Below are 15174 nucleotides of genomic sequence, written 5' to 3'. Positions count from 1 at the left end.
GAGCTTGCGTCGATGTCGCGAGAACGACGTCGGTCAGGGCTCACGATCGCGTCGATGACGACGATCGCGCACCTCACGGACTTCCATCTCCTCGAGGCGGATCACGACCGGCGCCGCGGCGCCGAGCGGTGGCGGCTTCGTTACCTGAGCTTCGGCCGCCCCATCGACGCGGCGCAACGCCGCCGTCGCACGCTGGCCGCGCTCATCGAGGCAGGGCGGAGCGGGGCGGACCACCTGGTGCTCACCGGCGACCTCACGGAAGACGGGACTCCTGCCCAGTTCGAGGTGCTCGCCGCCGTCCTGGCGGAGAGCGGCTGGGACCCGGCCCGCGTCACGTTGGTGCCTGGCAACCACGACGCGTATACCGAAGGCGCGTGGGAGCGCGCGCTGGAGGGCTGCCTCCGCCCCTTCGCGGCGACGAGCAGGCAGGGCACCGCCGTCGCTCTGCCTGGGGCTGTCGTCGCCGCGGTCTCGACCGCCATGATGCAGCCGGTGACCCGCTCGGCGGGCGCGATCGCGGCCCGCGAGCTCTCGTGGATCGCCTCGCTCGCCGTCGAGGCGCGCCGCTCGGGCGACGCGCTCGTGCTCGCCCAGCACCACCCGCCGCTCCGCCATCCAATCGGCGCGATGCAGTGGCTGGACGGCCTCATCAACAGCGCTGAGCTCATGGCATTGCTCCACGAGCACGATCACCTTCACGTGATCCACGGCCATACGCACCGAGCGCACGACGCGCCGGTGCGCTCAGGCGCGCCGCCTCGCATCTTCTGCGCTCAGGCGCTCGTGGACGGACCTTCACCGCTACGCCTCTACCGTGTGCGTTGCGGACGCCTACTGTCCGAGCGGGCGCGCGTTCGGAGCGGCGCGTCGGCGTTCGCGCTGGCGTAGAATCTCTCACACGCACTGCAGCGCGCGTTCCCCTCATCGCGCTCTTTTCGCCCAAGACGCGGCTCGTATAGAGTCCTCGTTCGATCATGAAATTCACGCGCTTACTCAGGGGTACCATCACCGTCGTTGCTCTCTCGACGTTCGCGGCCCAGCTGGGCTGCGGCGGCGCCGCGCCCACGTCCGTGGCGCCGGTGATGGTCGACGCCGAGCCTGTCGAGACGTCGAGCCCGAGGATGAGCTCGGGTTCCGAGATCGGCGGCATGAACGAGGAGAAGGTGCAAGCGGCGTTCGAGCGCGTGTCGCCTCGGCTCTCGCGCTGCTACCAGAAAGGCGTCCAGCGGATCCCCTATCTCGGGGGCGAGATCCGCTTCAAGGTCCGGGTGACCGAGGAGGGCACGGCGCGCTGGGCGTTCGTGAAGGACTCCAACCTGGGCGATCGCGAGACCGAGGCGTGCATGCTGAGCGTCCTGAAGGCGACGAGGTGGCCGAAGCCGGTCGGCGGAGAGGGCCTGGCGGAGAACAGCTTCACCTTCGAGCCGAGCAGCGACGAGCGCCTGCCCGTGCCCTGGACGCCCGACCAGCTCGGGACGCCGTACAAGAAGGCGAGGCCGGCGCTCGCGTCGTGCCGGAGCCAGGCGGGCGCCAGCCAGATCAAGGCCACGCTCTACATCGACACCGACGGCAAGCCGCTCAGCGTGGGCGTGTCCAGCAACGACGAACGGGGCGAGGAGGCGGCCGAGTGTGTCGCCGGCGCGCTGCGCGAGATCACCTTTCCCTCTCCTGGCAGCTATGCATCGAAGGTGAGCGTCGACATCGATTGACGTGACGCCGCGCACCGCACGCAGCGATCGCCCGCACGCCGGGCTGGCCGCTGGCGGAGGTGCCCGGCAGGCGCGGCGCGCTGCGTCCCGCCCTGTCCGAGGCGGCGAGGGCCGCAGGGCTCGTCCATTGGCCGCGAATTCTACCGCCCTTGCTGGCAGCGCGCGCCGCGGGACTGCGCTACGCTCTCGTCGTGGGCAAGGTCCTCCGGCAGATCCTGGTGCTCTTGTGGAAGGTGGCTCGCCTCGTCCTGTGGAAGTGGCTGAAGCCGCGCCTCATGAGGTTCGCGATGATCACGGCGGCGCTCGTCGGGGTCATCCTGCTCGTGGTGGCCGTGCTCGGCAGGCTTTAGCGGCGAGCGCGGCTCCCCGGCCGGCAGCCGCGGGCGGCGCGGCTGTCGTTCGCTTGTCCGCGGTCGCAACCGGCAACTAGTCTCTCCCGCTTGCATGGCTAGCTCACCGCCTTCCTTCCTCCTCGCGGCCCTGACGTGCGCGATCGCGTCGGGGGGCGCCGCAGCTTGCTCCGAAGAGAGCCCCGCCGATGCGGCGCCTGCCTCGCTCGAGACGGACTCCCTGCGGACGCCCCCCGAGGCGGACGCGCCACGCGTGTCCTCGGGAGCGGCCGCGCCGCGCGCCGCGCTCGTCGAGGCGGCGCACGTCACGAAGGCGCCGGCCCAGGCGGAGGCCGACGCGCCGCCCGCGGCGAGCGCGGCGGCAACGGCGCCGCCCGCCAGCGCGGCGGCGGAGGGCGCGCGCATCTACTCCAAGGCGCGGTTTGCGTGGATCAGCCCTGGCCCTTACCCGACGCGGGGCTGGAGCGGCTACCTGGGGCTCGGCGGCTCCGTCGCGCTGCGCGGCGGCAGCGTCGAGGCCGCGCGGACACCTGGCGAGGGGTGCAACGCATGGTACGCCATCGAGCCGCGGGGCTACGTCTGCGCTGGCGCCAGCGCCGCGGTCGACCCGAACGACCCGGTCGTGGCCGCGCTGCGGCCGCACGCACCCAGGGTCGACTCCCCGTGGCCCTATGACTACGCGGAGTCGACCGGCGCGCCGCGCTACCCGCAGCTCCCGAGCGCGAAGGAGCAGCGGCGCTCCGAGTGGGACCTCGAGGAGCACCTCGCGAACATCGCGAAGGTGCGCGCCGCCGAGGGCGCCGGCGAGGAAGCCATCCGCGAGATCGACGAGGCCCTCGTGGGAGTCGACCTGAAGCCCGCGGGGGTCGCCGCCCCGGCGCTGTTTCCATTCGGGGGCCTCGTGCGCGAGGGGCGCGACCGGATCGTGAACGGCTCGACGGTGGCGTTCACCCGCGCGTTCGACGCGCAGGATCGGACCTGGGTGGTGACCTCGGACCAGGCGTACATGCCGAAGGATCGCCTGAAGCCCTACCCGCGCTCGAGCTTCCAGGGCGTCTGGCTGAAGGACGGGCGTTCGCTCCCGCTCGCGTTCTTCCGCAAGACCGATCGGCCGAAGTACCAGCGGGGCGCCGGCGGCCGCTTCGAGGCGACCGGCGCGTCGTTCGCGCGGCTCGCCTCGGTCGGGCTCACCGGTCGCGCCGAGGTCGAGGACGGCGAGCGGCTCCTCGAGACGCAGGAGCCGGGGGTCTACGTGCGCGCGGACGACGCCGTCGTGATCGAGGCGGCGAAGCGCTCGCCGCTCGAGGGCGACGGCGATCCGTCGTCGCCGCGCAAGTGGATCGAGGTGAGCGTGCTCGGCGGCTGGTTCGTCGCCTACGAAGAGCTCACCCCGGTCTTCGCGACGCTCATCTCACCGGGGCGCGGCGGCGTCCCGAGGCAGGGCATCCCCGCCATCGAGACCGCGGCGACGCCGACCGGGCGCTTCCGCATCGACGGGAAGTTCGTGACGGCGACGATGGTCTCGAGCACGAACGACAAGATCGTCCACTCCGAGGTGCAGTTCGTGCAGAACTTCAGCGGACCTCACGCGCTGCACGGCGCGTACTGGCACGACGCCTGGGGCGAGCCGAAGAGCGGCGGCTGCGTCAACCTCTCCCCCATCGACGCCAAGCAGATGTTCGCCTGGACCGACCCGCCGGTGCCGGAGGGTTGGCACGGCCTGCGGGCCTCCCGCGACGCCGGCCGCTCCACGGTGGTCCTCATTCACCGCTGATCGCGCGCGCGATCCGGCCGATGAGCCGCAGCGCGGCTTCCGCGAACACGTCCGGATCGAGCAGCAGGCCGACCACGAGGAAGCCGTCGCGCGGCATATCGAAGAAGTAGCCGGGGTGGACGATGATCCCCTCGTCGCGCACGAGCAGCTCGACCCAGCCGTCCTCGTCGTGCACGCGCGGGACCTCCAGCGTCGCGTACCAGCCGCCGTCGATCGGGAGCCGCCGGACCGCGCCCCCGGCGCGCGCGGCGATCGCCGCGTCGAGCGCGGCCAGGTTGGCCTGCACGCGCGACAGGATCGCGCGCTGGACGGGCGCCCGCGAGGCGAGGATCTCCGTCAGCGCGAGCTGCACCGGGGTGCCGACCGAGAGGTAGGTGTCCGCGATGACCTCGAGCCGCTCCAGCGCCGCGGCGGCGAGCTCCGGCGGCCCCGAGACCGCGATCCAGCCGAGCTTGAGCTGCGGCAGCGCCATCACCTTGGAGAGCCCGCTCAGCACGAACGTCAGCGCCTGCCGCGAGCCGGCGAAGCTCGGCAAGCGGTCCGGGGCGAGGTCTCCGTGGGCGTAGTCCCCGAAGACCTCGTCGACGATCAGCGCGAGCCCGCGCTCCCTGGCGCACGCCTCGAGCGCGGCGGCGTCGTCGCGACGCACGAAGGAGCCGGTCGGGTTGTTCGGATGGACGAGCACCACCGCGCGCGTCCGCTCGCCGGCAGCGCGCTCTAGCGCGCCGAGGTCGATGCGCCATCCTTCCTCCCTGAGGAGCGGGTAGGGCGTGAGCGCGACGTCCTCGAGGCAGGCGAGGTACTCGAGGAGCGGGTACGACGGCACGGGGACGAGCACGTCGTCGCCGCGCTCGGCGAGCAGCTTGAGCAGCCAGCCGTACGCTTCGCTGGTGCTGGCCGTCAGCACGACGCTCGACGGATCCACGTCGAGCCCGCGCTCCTGGTAGTAGCGCGACACCGCGGCGCGCGCCGCCGGATCGCCGAGCGGCAGCGGCGCGTACCGCGCGCCGCGCGGCTCGCCGAGCGGCCCGATGAGGTGAGCCGTCTCGGCGATCCCGCAGCGCGTCGGGTTCGACTCGGTGAAATCGACGAGCGCGCGCCCCGCCCCGCGCGCCTCGGCGAGCACGGACGCGAGGCTGTTGCCCGAGAGATCCCAGCCTGTGCGCGCCGCGAACCGCAGCGGCCGGGGCGCGCGCGCGTGTCCCGCGTCTGTCTCTGCCGCGGGAGGTCGATCCAGGATCACCCGTTTCTCCATGCGTCCCTGCTCCATCGCTGTCGTGCTCTACCCCGCCCCGCCGGTCGGCCACCGTGACACGGACGACGCCGGACTGCAGCCGCGCGCGCCCGGGCGACGCAAGGGCGCGCGGGCAGCGGGGGTGCTCAGCCGCGGCGCCGACGGCGCGCCGCGGACGCCACCACGAGGAGGCTCGCGAGGCCCCAGGCGGCGCGGCTCGACGGCGGCGTGCCGTCCGGGCGAGCCGCGGCCCAGGTGCACGCGCCGCTGGTCGCCTCGAGCTCTCCGTTCGCCATCCAGACGTCGCTCCCGACCGGGAGCTCGCGCGCGCCGAGCGAGGCGCCGTCGTAGAGCACGTCGACGGCCAGCGTCGCCCCTCCGGAGCCACGCGGCGCGGCGACCGCGAACTGCCACAGCCCGCGGCGCACCTCCCGGAGCGGCGTGTGCATCACCCCGCCGCGGACGGCAACCGTGAGCTTCTCATCGACACCCCTCACCGGGGCGCCGTCAGAGCGTCGCAGTTCGATCGTCCCCCAGACCGGCCACGACGGGTCGGGCCTCGCGTAGGAGCTCGACAGGACGTACCAGCTTTTGTCGAGCGCCGGCTCGTTCCCGCCGGTCTCGGCGGCCTCGAGCGCGAGGCGCGCGCCTTCGAGATCGAGCACGCCGGGACCGAGCTGCGCGTCGAGCGGCACCGCGCCCCTCGGATACCGCGCGCCTGCCTGGAGCGCCTCCGTGACCTCCGCCTGGCTCAGGTTCGGGTTGACCTGGAAGAGGAGCGCGATCGCCCCTGCGACCTGCGGCGCCGCCATGGACGACCCTGACGCGATCGCGTGGTGGTCATCGACGACGAAGCAAGGCTCGTCACCGGGGCACCCGGGCGTATCGAACAGCCCTCCGGGATCGTCGCGCGGGTCGACGCCGCTGGCCATGGCGGCCGCGACCAGGCCGCCGGGCGCGCTGATCTCCGGCTTGGCCACGCCGAACGGCGTGGGACCAGCCGCGCTGAAGTAGCAGGCGCTGTCCTCTTCGATGTCCACGCCGTCGAGGCTCGTGAGGCGCACGCTCGTGGAGCTCCCCTGCGGCTGCCAGCGGACGCGGTTGATGGTGCATCCCACGGCGAGCAGCCCAGGGTGGCTCGCGGGCACGTTGATCGTCCCTTGCTTGATGGCGCGCGGGAACAGGAGCCCGAGATCGTGCGACGGCGAGACGTCGCCGAGCCCCGTCACCCAGAGCTGCGCGTCCCCTTGGCCTCGCAGGCGGATCGCGAACTCGCCCGCCTTCCACGCCCCGCTGAAGGCCACGACGGCGCTGTTCGTCGCCGCGGTGATGGGCGACTTCCCGTTCGCGAGCCGGTTGATGACCGCGCCGGTCGTCTCGCCGTCGTCACCTGTGTAGCCGGCGTCATCTCCGGGCTCGATCAGGCCGATCCACGCCTCGCCGCCTGGCCCGTCGAGGCCGACCGACACCTCGTCCCCGGGCCGGAAGGTGATCCAGACGTATCCTTCGCCGCGCTTCGCGCTCGGCGTGCGGATGGGCACCCGCGTCTCGGCGTGCGCCGAGACGTGGGCCTCGGTGTGGATCCCGAGCGGTCCTTCGCCGTCGATCTCGTACGTCGCGCCGCTGTTGCCGGCGGCGACGACGATCGCCCGCCCCGGATGAGCGCTGCCGACCATCGCGGCGAGCCCCGCCTCGAGCGGGCTCGTCCCGTCGTGGGGCCCGAAATCGCTCCCGACGCTCAGGTTGACGACCGCCGGCATGTTCAGCTCCTCGGCGCGGTCGAAGATGAACTGCACCGCCTTGAGGATGTCCGGATCGTCGAAGCCCTCGCCGGGCCGCGCCGGCGCGGCGATGATCAACGTCGCGGCGGGCGCCACGCCGATGTACCGCGGCCGCTCCGAGACCATCGGCCCGCCGTTGCCCGCGGCGATGGATGCCACGTGCGTGCCGTGCCCCGCGATATCGCGGAGGATGCCGGGCTTGCTCTGCGCGAGCATGGCGTCGATGTCGGCGTCGGAGAAGATCGCGCACGCCGACTGGTCCGGATCGTCGCACCCGTACGTGTGCTCGAGCGCCGCGTGCAACCCCTTCGGGCTTCCGGCCTGCAGCATCCATCGGATCCGTGTCTTGCCGTCCTTGTCTCGAAAGTCCGGGTGGGTCACGTCGAGGCCGGTATCGACGACGCCGACGACCACCCCCTCGCCGTCCGCGCCGGTCGCCTTCCTGTACGGCTCGACGCGGATCCACCCCTTCGACCGATCCAGCAGGGGCCGCCGCGGCGGTCCTGTGAGCAGCCTGAGCTCCGGGTGCGCGACGGAGAAGGCGCCGACGTCGCCGGGCGCGAGCCGGATCGTCCCGAAGCCCGGCGCGACCGGGAGGAGCCCGAGCGCTCGCGCGTCGGCGCCGGCGGGCAGCGGCACCATCACGGGGATGCGCCCCCGCGGATCGGCGAGCGGGTGCCGACCCAGGCGCGAGCCGAGCAGGCGCGCCACCGCCGGGGCCGAGACGTCGGCGCGCGCTTCACCCGCCGCGAGGGTGAGGCCGAGCAGCGCGATGGAGAGCGGAAACCTGCGGGCGAGCACGCCGCGAGTCTACACCACGTCCGCGCGCGGCCGAGGTCTCGAAGGGCACTGCCGTCACCGCGCGCTCTCCGGAGCGCGCCGCGGGCCGCTTCACACCGGCGGCACGAGGTGCTTCTTTCGCGGCCTCTCCTCGACCTTGCCGGCGTACCGCTCGAAGCGGCGCGCCACCTCGCGGCGGAGGTTCGCCGTCGGGACGATCGCGTCGATCACGAGCTCGCTGGCGAGCTTCTCCAGATCGACGTCGGCCCGGTACTCGTCACGCAGCTTCTGGACGAGCGCATCGCGCTCGGGCCCCGCCGGGATCGCCTGGATCTTGTTGAAGTAGACGGCGTTCACCGCGGCGCTCGGCCCCATCACGGCGATCGAGGCCGAGGGCAGGGCGATGCACTCGTCGGGCGCGAACGCCGGCCCGCACATCGCGTAGAGCCCGGCGCCGTACGCCTTGCGCACGACGACGGACAGCTTCGGCACGCTCGCCTCGCTCACGGCGGCGATCATCTTCGCCCCGGCCCGGATGATCCCCTGCCTCTCGACGACGGTCCCGATCATGAAGCCGGGCACGTCGGCGAGGTACAGGAGCGGGATGTTGAAGGCGTCGCACAGCCAGATGAACCGCGCCGCCTTGTCGGCCGAGTCCACGAACAGCACGCCGCCCTTGTATTTCGGCTGGTTCGCCACGATGCCGACCGCGCGTCCCTCCACGCGCGCGAGCCCCGTGACGATCTCTCGGGCGTAGAGCTTCTTGATCTCGACGAAGCTGCCCTCGTCGATGATCGCGTCGATCACGGCCATGATGTCGAACGGCTTGTTCTCGTCGGCGGGGATCACGTCCTCGAGCGGCCGCTGCCCCGGCTTCTCCGGCCTCGGCTCGACGCGGGGCGCGGTCTCGGCGGAGCTCTGCGGCATCAGCGCGAGGTAGCGCTTCGCGAAGGCGATCGCCTCTTCCTCGGTCTTCACGAGCACGTCGCCGCACCCCGAGACCGAGCAGTGCATGCGCGCTCCGCCGAGCTCTTCGAGCGTGACCTTCTCGCCGATCACCATCTCGGCCATCCGCGGAGAGCCCAGGTACATGCTCGCGTTGCTCTCGACCATGCACACGACGTCGCAGAACGCCGGGATGTAGGCGCCCCCCGCCGCCGACGGGCCGAACAGCAGGCAGATCTGCGGGACGAGGCCGCTCAGCTCGACCTGGTTGTAGAAGATCCGGCCCGCGCCGCGCCGCCCGGGGAACATCTCGATCTGGTCGGTGATGCGCGCCCCCGCGGAGTCGACGAGGTACAGCAGCGGGCACCGGAGGCGCCGCGCGGTCTCCTGCACGCGCAGGATCTTCTCGACGGTGCGGCGCCCCCACGAGCCGGCCTTCACGGTCGAGTCGTTCGCCATCACGCACACGGGGCGCCCGCCCACCGTCCCGGTGCCCGTGATGACGCCGTCGGCCGGCAGCTCGGGATCCAGCGCGTTGGCGAGCGCCGCGTCCTCGATGAAGCTGCCTTCATCGACGAGCAGCGCGACGCGTTGCCGCGCGAACAGCTTGCCCTGTTCCGCGTTCTTGTCGTGGTACTTCTGCGCGCCTCCCTTCTCGATGCGCGCCGTGAGATCCCGCAGCTTCTGATCGAGCGACATGGCGCGACCCATAGCCCTAAGCGCGCCGGGCGACCACCTCCCGCGCCGCCGATTCGAGCTCCCGCGCGGTCCGGGCGACCAGCACCTTCGTCGCCGCCGCGGCGTAGCGCGGCATCGCGCTGTCTCCCGTCCCCCAGGCGCCCGGCCCCTCGGGGCACAGCCACAGGAGCGCCCGCGCCCGGTCACGGAGCCTCCTCACGACCTCCGCCTCGTCGGCGAAGTAGTTCGTGCGCCCGTCGCCCAGGATCACCAGGGTCACCCGCCGGTCCACGTCACGCCCGTGTCGCTCCTCGAAGGCCAGCAGGGCGCGCCCGTAATTCGAGTTGTGCGCCCGGCTCACCACCTCGCCGCGCTGGATCCGCTCGAGCGCCGAGCTCGCCGGCAACGCCTCGAAGAGCTCGGTCGTCTCGGCGAGCTCGCTCACGAAGACGAACGATCGCGTCCGGTCGAAGAGCTCCTGCGCCGCGCAGACGAACTCGAGCATGAACCGCGCGGCGACGCGGACCGAGTCCGACACGTCGCACAGGATCATCAGGCGCGGCTTGTCGCGCCGCCGCGCTCGACGCGCCGGCTGGAACGGCACGCCGCCGGTCTGGAGGCTGCGCCGCAGCGTCCGGTGGGGATCGATCCTCCCGCGCCGCGCGCGGCGCCTCCGGAGCCGCTCCGCGCCCCGGAGCCGCACGGACAGCTCCTTCACGGCGCGGCGCACCTCCTCCATCTCGCCCTCGCCGAGCGAAGCGAACGGGACATCCATGCGGCCCTGCGCAGCTGGCTCCTCGCCCTCGACGCGCCGGAGCGACAGCGTCACGTGCTCGCGCACGCGGTGCCGCATCCGCTCCAGCTCGGCGGCGAGCGCCTCCGCGAGGGCCCTCCCCCGCTCCTCGCCGAGCGCCTCCTCGAGCGCGCTCCGGATCCGCCGCAGCGCGCTGGCGACGGCCGGCACCCCGAGCTGATCCATCACCCGCTGCGCGAAGAACCCGACCTGGAGCGAGCTCGTCATCGGCGCGAGCACGCGCGCGATCCCGGCCGCCTGGAGCGCGCGGTCGAGCTCCCCCGCGGTCCCTGCGAGCGCCTGGAACGCGATCGCGTCCCCCGAGGCGCCGCTCCGCTCCGCCGCCGCGCTCAGCAGATCGCGAAGCGCGGAGAGCTCCCCACCCGAGAACCCTCGCTCCCGCAGGCGCCCCCACAGATCGCCGACGTGCGCGCCCGCCGGAGAGAAGAAGCGATCGAAGCAGGCGCGGTACCGGCGGAGATCGGCGGCGCGCTCGACGACCACCGCGCCGATGGCGTCGCGCAGCGTCCCTCGGTCGCCGAACCCGACGAGGGCGCACGCGCGCGTGACATCGATGGCCTGCGCCGTCGAGACGGCGAAGCCGTCGCGGCGCAGCGCCCAGAGGAACTCGTCGATGGAGAGGAGCATGGCGAGCGTACCGGTCCAGCCCGCGCGGCCCGCGCAGGCTACGGCGCCGGCGCGGCCTCCGCGAGCAGCGCCTTGAGGAGCTTCTCGACCTCGGCGTGCCGGGTCGGGTCGTACCCGACCACCACGTCCCGGATGACGCCCTTCTTGTCGATCACGAACATCGTGGGGAGCGCCTTGACGCCGTAGGCCGCGGAGGTCGACTCCGACACGTCCGCCGCGACCGCGTAGCGCATCGAGAGGGCCTGCGCTGTCTTCGTCGCGACGCCCACGTCGTCGGTCGTCACGCCCACGACCCGCAGCCCCTGCGCGGCGTACGCCGCGTGCCACGCCGAGAGCTGCGGGGCCATCAAGCGGCACGGCCCGCACCAGGTCGCCCAGAAATCGAGCAGCACCACGTTTCCGCGCAGGGTCCCGATGTTCGCCGGGACGGTCCCTCCGACGGTGGTGAGCGACTTCCAGGCTGGCGCGAACGTGCCGATCTTGTCGAGGCGAAGGATCTGATCGTGCCCGGGGAACGGCACCAGCGTCGGCGCGACGTCTCGCTCTCGTCCGCCGCGCCGGATCCGGAGGTTCACCACGTTCCCAGGCCCCGCGAGCGCGACACGCGCGACGAGCTGCTTTGGCTCGTCGATCTGGACGCCATCCGCCGCGATGACCTGATCCCCGTCCACGATGCCCGCCTTGGCCGCCGGCGAGCTGGTGACGACGTGCTTCGCGACCACCCCCCCGGCCGGCCCTGGCTCCAGCTCCACGCCCAGCCAGGCGCGGCGGGACGCCTCCTCGGCGGCTGCGTGCGGGGCGCCTCCCAGCAGCGCGGCGCCCGACAGCGACACCAGCGTGGCGGCCCAGAGGGCGCGCCATGCGCGGCCTCGCCTGGAAGAGGCCAGGTACATCCGGGCAGTGTAGCATCTCGACCGGTGCGGTCCCGAACCCGCCTCTCTGCGTGGTGCGCGCTCGCTGCGGCGTCGCTCGCCTCGATGACGCTCTCGACGGAGGCGCGGGTCCGCTCCGGGTGGGCCCCCCTGCCCCTGGGCTGTGCGCCGCCCCCGCCGTCCCCGTCCCCCGTTCACATCGCGGAGACCACGGAGTGGATCGGACGCGGCTCCAGCTCCGTCCCCGAGGGGCGTGCCTCCGCCCCGGCGCCCGCTGCACCTCCGGCCGGGGCGCCCTCGGCGTGGGAGCTCGCCGGGCAGCTCGCGAGCTTCCAGCCTGTCACGGGTCGGGCTCGCTCCCAGCACTTCACCGGCGAGATGGAGGCGGAGGTGAGGGTCAACGCGGCCGCTGCGCCCTACCCGCAGCTCGGTCCAGATCGCGTTCTCCCCTCTGGCGCGGCCGTTGTCGAGTTCCACTACCGGGCGGGCGCATCGGAGCCGGATACGCTCCTGGCCATGGTGAAGCGACCGGCTGGCTACGACCCCGACGGCGGCAACTGGGAGTACCTCGTCCTCACGCCCCAGGGCACCTCCACCCACCGCGGCGCCCTGCCCCTCTGCAAGCGCTGTCATGCCGACGCCCCACACGACCACCTCTTCGGCGGCCCCCGATAGGCGCCCGCGTGGCCCTCGACAGCGCGACGCGTCACAGCGTCCGTTGGCCGGGCTCTTGGTCCGCAAAGATTGCGAAACACGGCATGGCACGCGACACCGCTGCCCGAGCACCTCGTCGGACACGGATCCATGACAGCCCAAGAAACCGCGGCGAAACGTGAGTATTCCGCTGGACGTACGCGCGCGCGAGGACGCGCCGAGGAGGAGGCTGCGAGATGGCACAGAGGCTGCTCCAGGCGGAATTGGCCGTGTTCTGCGCTGTGGGCTGCAGCGTGTCTCGGTCCTCCTCCCCTCGTAACGGGCCTCACTAGCTTGTGCTTGGTCGTTCAGCGGGCGCCATCCCGCCTCTTCATGGCGCCGCTGCTGCTTGGCTTACGGCTTCTTCCCGTTTCGTCAGCTTGGCCTGCTCGTCTCGTGGTGCGCTTTCAGAGCTTCGCTTGCCCTTCGAGAGCGTGTGAAAGCGCGCGGCCATTCCGTGACGGAGTCGCCGCGCGCCCTGTTTTTGTCCTGCGCTCCGAGCAGGCGCCCTCAGGCCTCGATCACTTTTCCTTTGACAGCTCGCTCAGGGGCGTATAAACGCCGGCACTCACTTCGCGCAACCGAGCGCGACGCGGGAGTGCGGTGGCGTAGCCACGCCTTGCACTTGCCTTCACCAGAGCGCCCATAGCTCAGCTGGATAGAGCATCGGCCTACGAAGCCGGGGGTCGGAAGTTCGAATCTTCCTGGGCGCGCCTGATCGGTCGTGTAAAAGGTCCTGAGCCTCTCATGGATGTCATGGATGACGGAGCGGATTTGCTCCTCTCCCCTGTGGCACAGCCGGAGGACCCAGCGAGCGTCGACGCGCTGTGGATGCGCGAGGCGCTCGCGGAGGCCGAGGCTGCGGCAGGTGCCGGTGACGTCCCCGTGGGGGCGCTCATCGTCGATGCGTCGGGGACGGTGCTGGCGCGCGGACGAAATCGTCGCGAGATCGATCAGGATCCGACCGGTCACGCCGAGGTGGACGCGCTGCGGGCGGCGGCCAGGCGGCTTGGTCATTGGCGGCTCGAAGGGGCGACGGTCTACGCGACGCTGGAGCCGTGTCCCATGTGCGCCGGCGCGCTCGTCAATGCCAGGATTGCGCGGCTCGTCTACGGCTGCCCGGACCCGAAGGCGGGAGCGGTCGACACGCTCTTCGCGATCGGGCGCGACAACCGGCTCAACCATCGCTTCGCGGTCACGTCGGGCGTGCTGGCAGACGAGTGCGCCGGCGTGCTTCGCGCGTTCTTCGCGAAGCTCCGGACCGCCGCGTCGAAGCGCTGACGGCCCGGCCCGCGCGGGCGGGCGTCAAGGCGCCGCCCAGGCGCCCCCCTCGTCCTCTCCCGCTCTACCCTCGCCGGCCTCACCGCCGTCCTCGGAGGGCTGATGGGGCGCCAGATGAGGCGCAGGGGAGCCTCGCACCACGACCTCCTGGAGCCCCTTCTCCAGCTCCTCGTCGGAGATCCGATGGCGCCTGTGCGCGATCTGCATGAGCTTGCGCAGGTACCCGCTCCACGCAGCGGTGACCTCGCCGTTCGCATCGAAGTGCTGCACGCTCGGGTTTGGAAGGATCGAGGCGATGTACAGCGCCTGTCCGAGCGAGAGCTGCGCCGCCGACGCGTTGAAGTAGTGCCGCGCGGCGGCGCCGATGCCGTAGACCAGCGGCCCGAACTCCACCGCGTTCAGGTAGAGCTCCATGATCTGCTCCTTGGTGAGCTCCTGCTCCAGGTACATGGTGAGCAAGGTTTCCTGGAGCTTGCGCGCCACGCTCTTGGTCCGCTCGAGGTAGAGGTTCTTGGCGAGCTGCATGCTGACGGTGCTCGCCCCGCGCACGAACCTCCTCTTCCGGAGGTTCTCGCGGATCGAGTTCTTGATGGCTTCCTCGTCGAACCCGTGGTGCCGGTGGAAGGCGCCGTCCTCCGTGGTCAGCACGGCGACCTCCATGAAGCGGGAGATGTCCTCGTAGGGGACCCAATCGGCGGTCCCTGGCCCGGACTCGATGTCGACGCGCTTGCCCCCGGGCCCGTAAACCAGGCGCCGGAACGCGCGCTTGAAGCGATCGACGCTGAGCTCCGGCGGCATCTCCGTCACGCGGCAGGTGTTGGAGACGCCCCAGTCAAGCAAAAAATTCCGGTCGAGGTTCGCGGTATCGAACCGGAGCTTCCCTTCGATCCCGAACGAGCCGGCGAGCCTCATTCCGTGGAGCTTCGCCACGATCCCTTTGGGCACCGAATCCAGCATCGACTGGCAAGCCGTGAGGGGCACCTCGAAGGTGCCGCGGACCCGGTGTGAGTTCCCGGCGTGCTCGTACTCGCCGCGCGCGATCAGCCTCAGCGCACCGAGGTCGACCTCGGCGTCCTCGGCGACGAGCTTGGACCCGTCGAGCTTGCCGTTCGCCTTCGCTCGCCATGCCAGGTCGAGGCCTGCGATGGGCTCGTCTGCCAGGGCCGCGCTCCGCAGAGAGAGGTTCTTCAACCTTCCTTCGCCGTCGACGCCAAGCGTCTGACCGTCGGCCGAGAGGACGACCCGCGCGCGGCTGACGATCGACGTCCGCGCCACATCAAACAGGCCCATGTCCCCTTCATGGACGCCGAGGGTGGAGAGCCAGATGGGTCCGCCCTGCACGTCGGCGACGATCTCCTGCGGGGTCTCCTTCGCGTCGCTGAGCGGCACGCGAAGGCGAAAGGTGAGCGCTTGCTGGGCGTCGGCGCCAGCGGCCGCGATCGCGGCCTCTCCAGGCGAGAGCTCCACCACGAGCGAGCCTGCTTCGCGCCGCACGGCGAGGTGCCCCGGTCCCAGGTTGAGGTGATCGGCGTCGCGCCGGAGGCGCGCGGTGACACCTGCGACGTCGACCTTGGCGTCCTTGCCGAGCGCCAGATCGATGCCCTGCGCCGCCCGCAGAAGGGCTTCTCGAACCGCA

12 protein-coding genes and 1 tRNA gene (1 of these 13 running past the window's edge) are annotated in these 15174 nt (G+C 71.9%); 7 read left to right on the top strand and 6 right to left on the bottom strand.

Features of this window, described 5'->3' with window-relative positions; genetic code table 11:
* The first annotated feature begins 54 nt into the window (after positions 1–54).
* The 4 genes from WME97_RS14170 (at position 55) to WME97_RS14155 (ending at position 3833) form a co-directional block, all read left to right on the top strand.
* Positions 55–888 carry a metallophosphoesterase family protein gene (locus WME97_RS14170; RefSeq protein WP_437552423.1) on the top strand — a complete coding sequence of 278 codons (834 nt, stop codon included), beginning with the start codon at positions 55–57 and terminating at the stop codon, positions 886–888.
* 86 nt (positions 889–974) lie between these two features.
* The gene (locus WME97_RS14165; RefSeq protein WP_437552422.1) at positions 975–1709 is read left to right on the top strand and encodes an AgmX/PglI C-terminal domain-containing protein; all 735 of its coding nucleotides are present in this window, start codon (positions 975–977) and stop codon (positions 1707–1709) included.
* Positions 1710–1900: 191 nt separating this feature from the next.
* The gene (locus tag WME97_RS14160) at positions 1901–2059 is read left to right on the top strand and encodes a hypothetical protein (RefSeq protein WP_157906653.1); all 159 of its coding nucleotides are present in this window, start codon (positions 1901–1903) and stop codon (positions 2057–2059) included.
* A gap of 94 nt (positions 2060–2153) precedes the next feature.
* The gene (locus tag WME97_RS14155) at positions 2154–3833 is read left to right on the top strand and encodes a L,D-transpeptidase (RefSeq protein WP_437552421.1); all 1680 of its coding nucleotides are present in this window, start codon (positions 2154–2156) and stop codon (positions 3831–3833) included.
* Here the strand turns inward: WME97_RS14155 and WME97_RS14150 are convergent.
* From WME97_RS14150 to WME97_RS14130, 5 genes are all read right to left on the bottom strand, one after another.
* Positions 3820–5088: a pyridoxal phosphate-dependent aminotransferase gene (locus WME97_RS14150; RefSeq protein ID WP_437552420.1), complete on the bottom strand. Its 1269-nt coding sequence runs from the start codon at positions 5086–5088 to the stop codon at positions 3820–3822. The two genes, WME97_RS14155 and WME97_RS14150, sit on opposite strands and share 14 nt — an antisense overlap.
* A 125-nt stretch (positions 5089–5213) precedes the next feature.
* A complete protein-coding gene (locus WME97_RS14145) occupies positions 5214–7649 on the bottom strand; it encodes a S8 family serine peptidase (RefSeq protein WP_437552419.1) in 2436 nt (811 codons plus the stop codon).
* Between the two features lie 90 nt (positions 7650–7739).
* Positions 7740–9272 (bottom strand): acyl-CoA carboxylase subunit beta, encoded by a 1533-nt coding sequence (locus tag WME97_RS14140; protein ID WP_437552418.1) that lies wholly within the window; start codon positions 9270–9272, stop codon positions 7740–7742.
* Between the two features lie 16 nt (positions 9273–9288).
* Positions 9289–10692, bottom strand: a complete 1404-nt coding sequence (locus WME97_RS14135) for a VWA domain-containing protein (protein ID WP_437552417.1) — start codon at positions 10690–10692, stop codon at positions 9289–9291.
* 38 nt (positions 10693–10730) lie between these two features.
* The gene (locus WME97_RS14130; protein ID WP_437552416.1) at positions 10731–11585 is read right to left on the bottom strand and encodes a redoxin domain-containing protein; all 855 of its coding nucleotides are present in this window, start codon (positions 11583–11585) and stop codon (positions 10731–10733) included.
* Between the two features lie 24 nt (positions 11586–11609).
* Between WME97_RS14130 and WME97_RS14125 the strand changes: the two genes are divergently transcribed.
* The 3 genes from WME97_RS14125 to tadA all read left to right on the top strand — a co-directional run bounded on the left by WME97_RS14125 (position 11610) and on the right by tadA (position 13538).
* Entirely contained in the window at positions 11610–12239 is a 630-nt protein-coding gene (locus WME97_RS14125) for a hypothetical protein (RefSeq protein WP_437552415.1), read from the top strand.
* 657 nt (positions 12240–12896) lie between these two features.
* Positions 12897–12970: transfer RNA gene (locus WME97_RS14120), tRNA-Arg, on the top strand.
* A 34-nt stretch (positions 12971–13004) separates the two neighbouring features.
* Positions 13005–13538 (top strand): tRNA adenosine(34) deaminase TadA, encoded by a 534-nt coding sequence (gene tadA, locus WME97_RS14115; RefSeq protein WP_437552414.1) that lies wholly within the window; start codon positions 13005–13007, stop codon positions 13536–13538.
* 24 nt (positions 13539–13562) lie between these two features.
* Here tadA and WME97_RS14110 read toward each other — a convergent pair whose 3' ends face one another.
* On the bottom strand, positions 13563–15174 hold the 3' portion of the coding sequence (locus tag WME97_RS14110) for a transglycosylase domain-containing protein (protein ID WP_437552413.1). The gene runs 758 nt beyond the window's last position; 1612 of the gene's 2370 nt are visible here — the last part of the coding sequence; its start codon lies off the right edge, out of view; it ends in the stop codon at positions 13563–13565.

It is taken from the genome of Sorangium sp. So ce367 (genome assembly GCF_051520455.1).
Classification (GTDB): Bacteria; Myxococcota_A; Polyangia; order Polyangiales; family Polyangiaceae; genus Sorangium; species Sorangium cellulosum_B.
The sequence above is the reverse complement of the archived record's forward strand: the minus strand, read 5'-3'. Positions and strand labels throughout refer to the sequence as shown.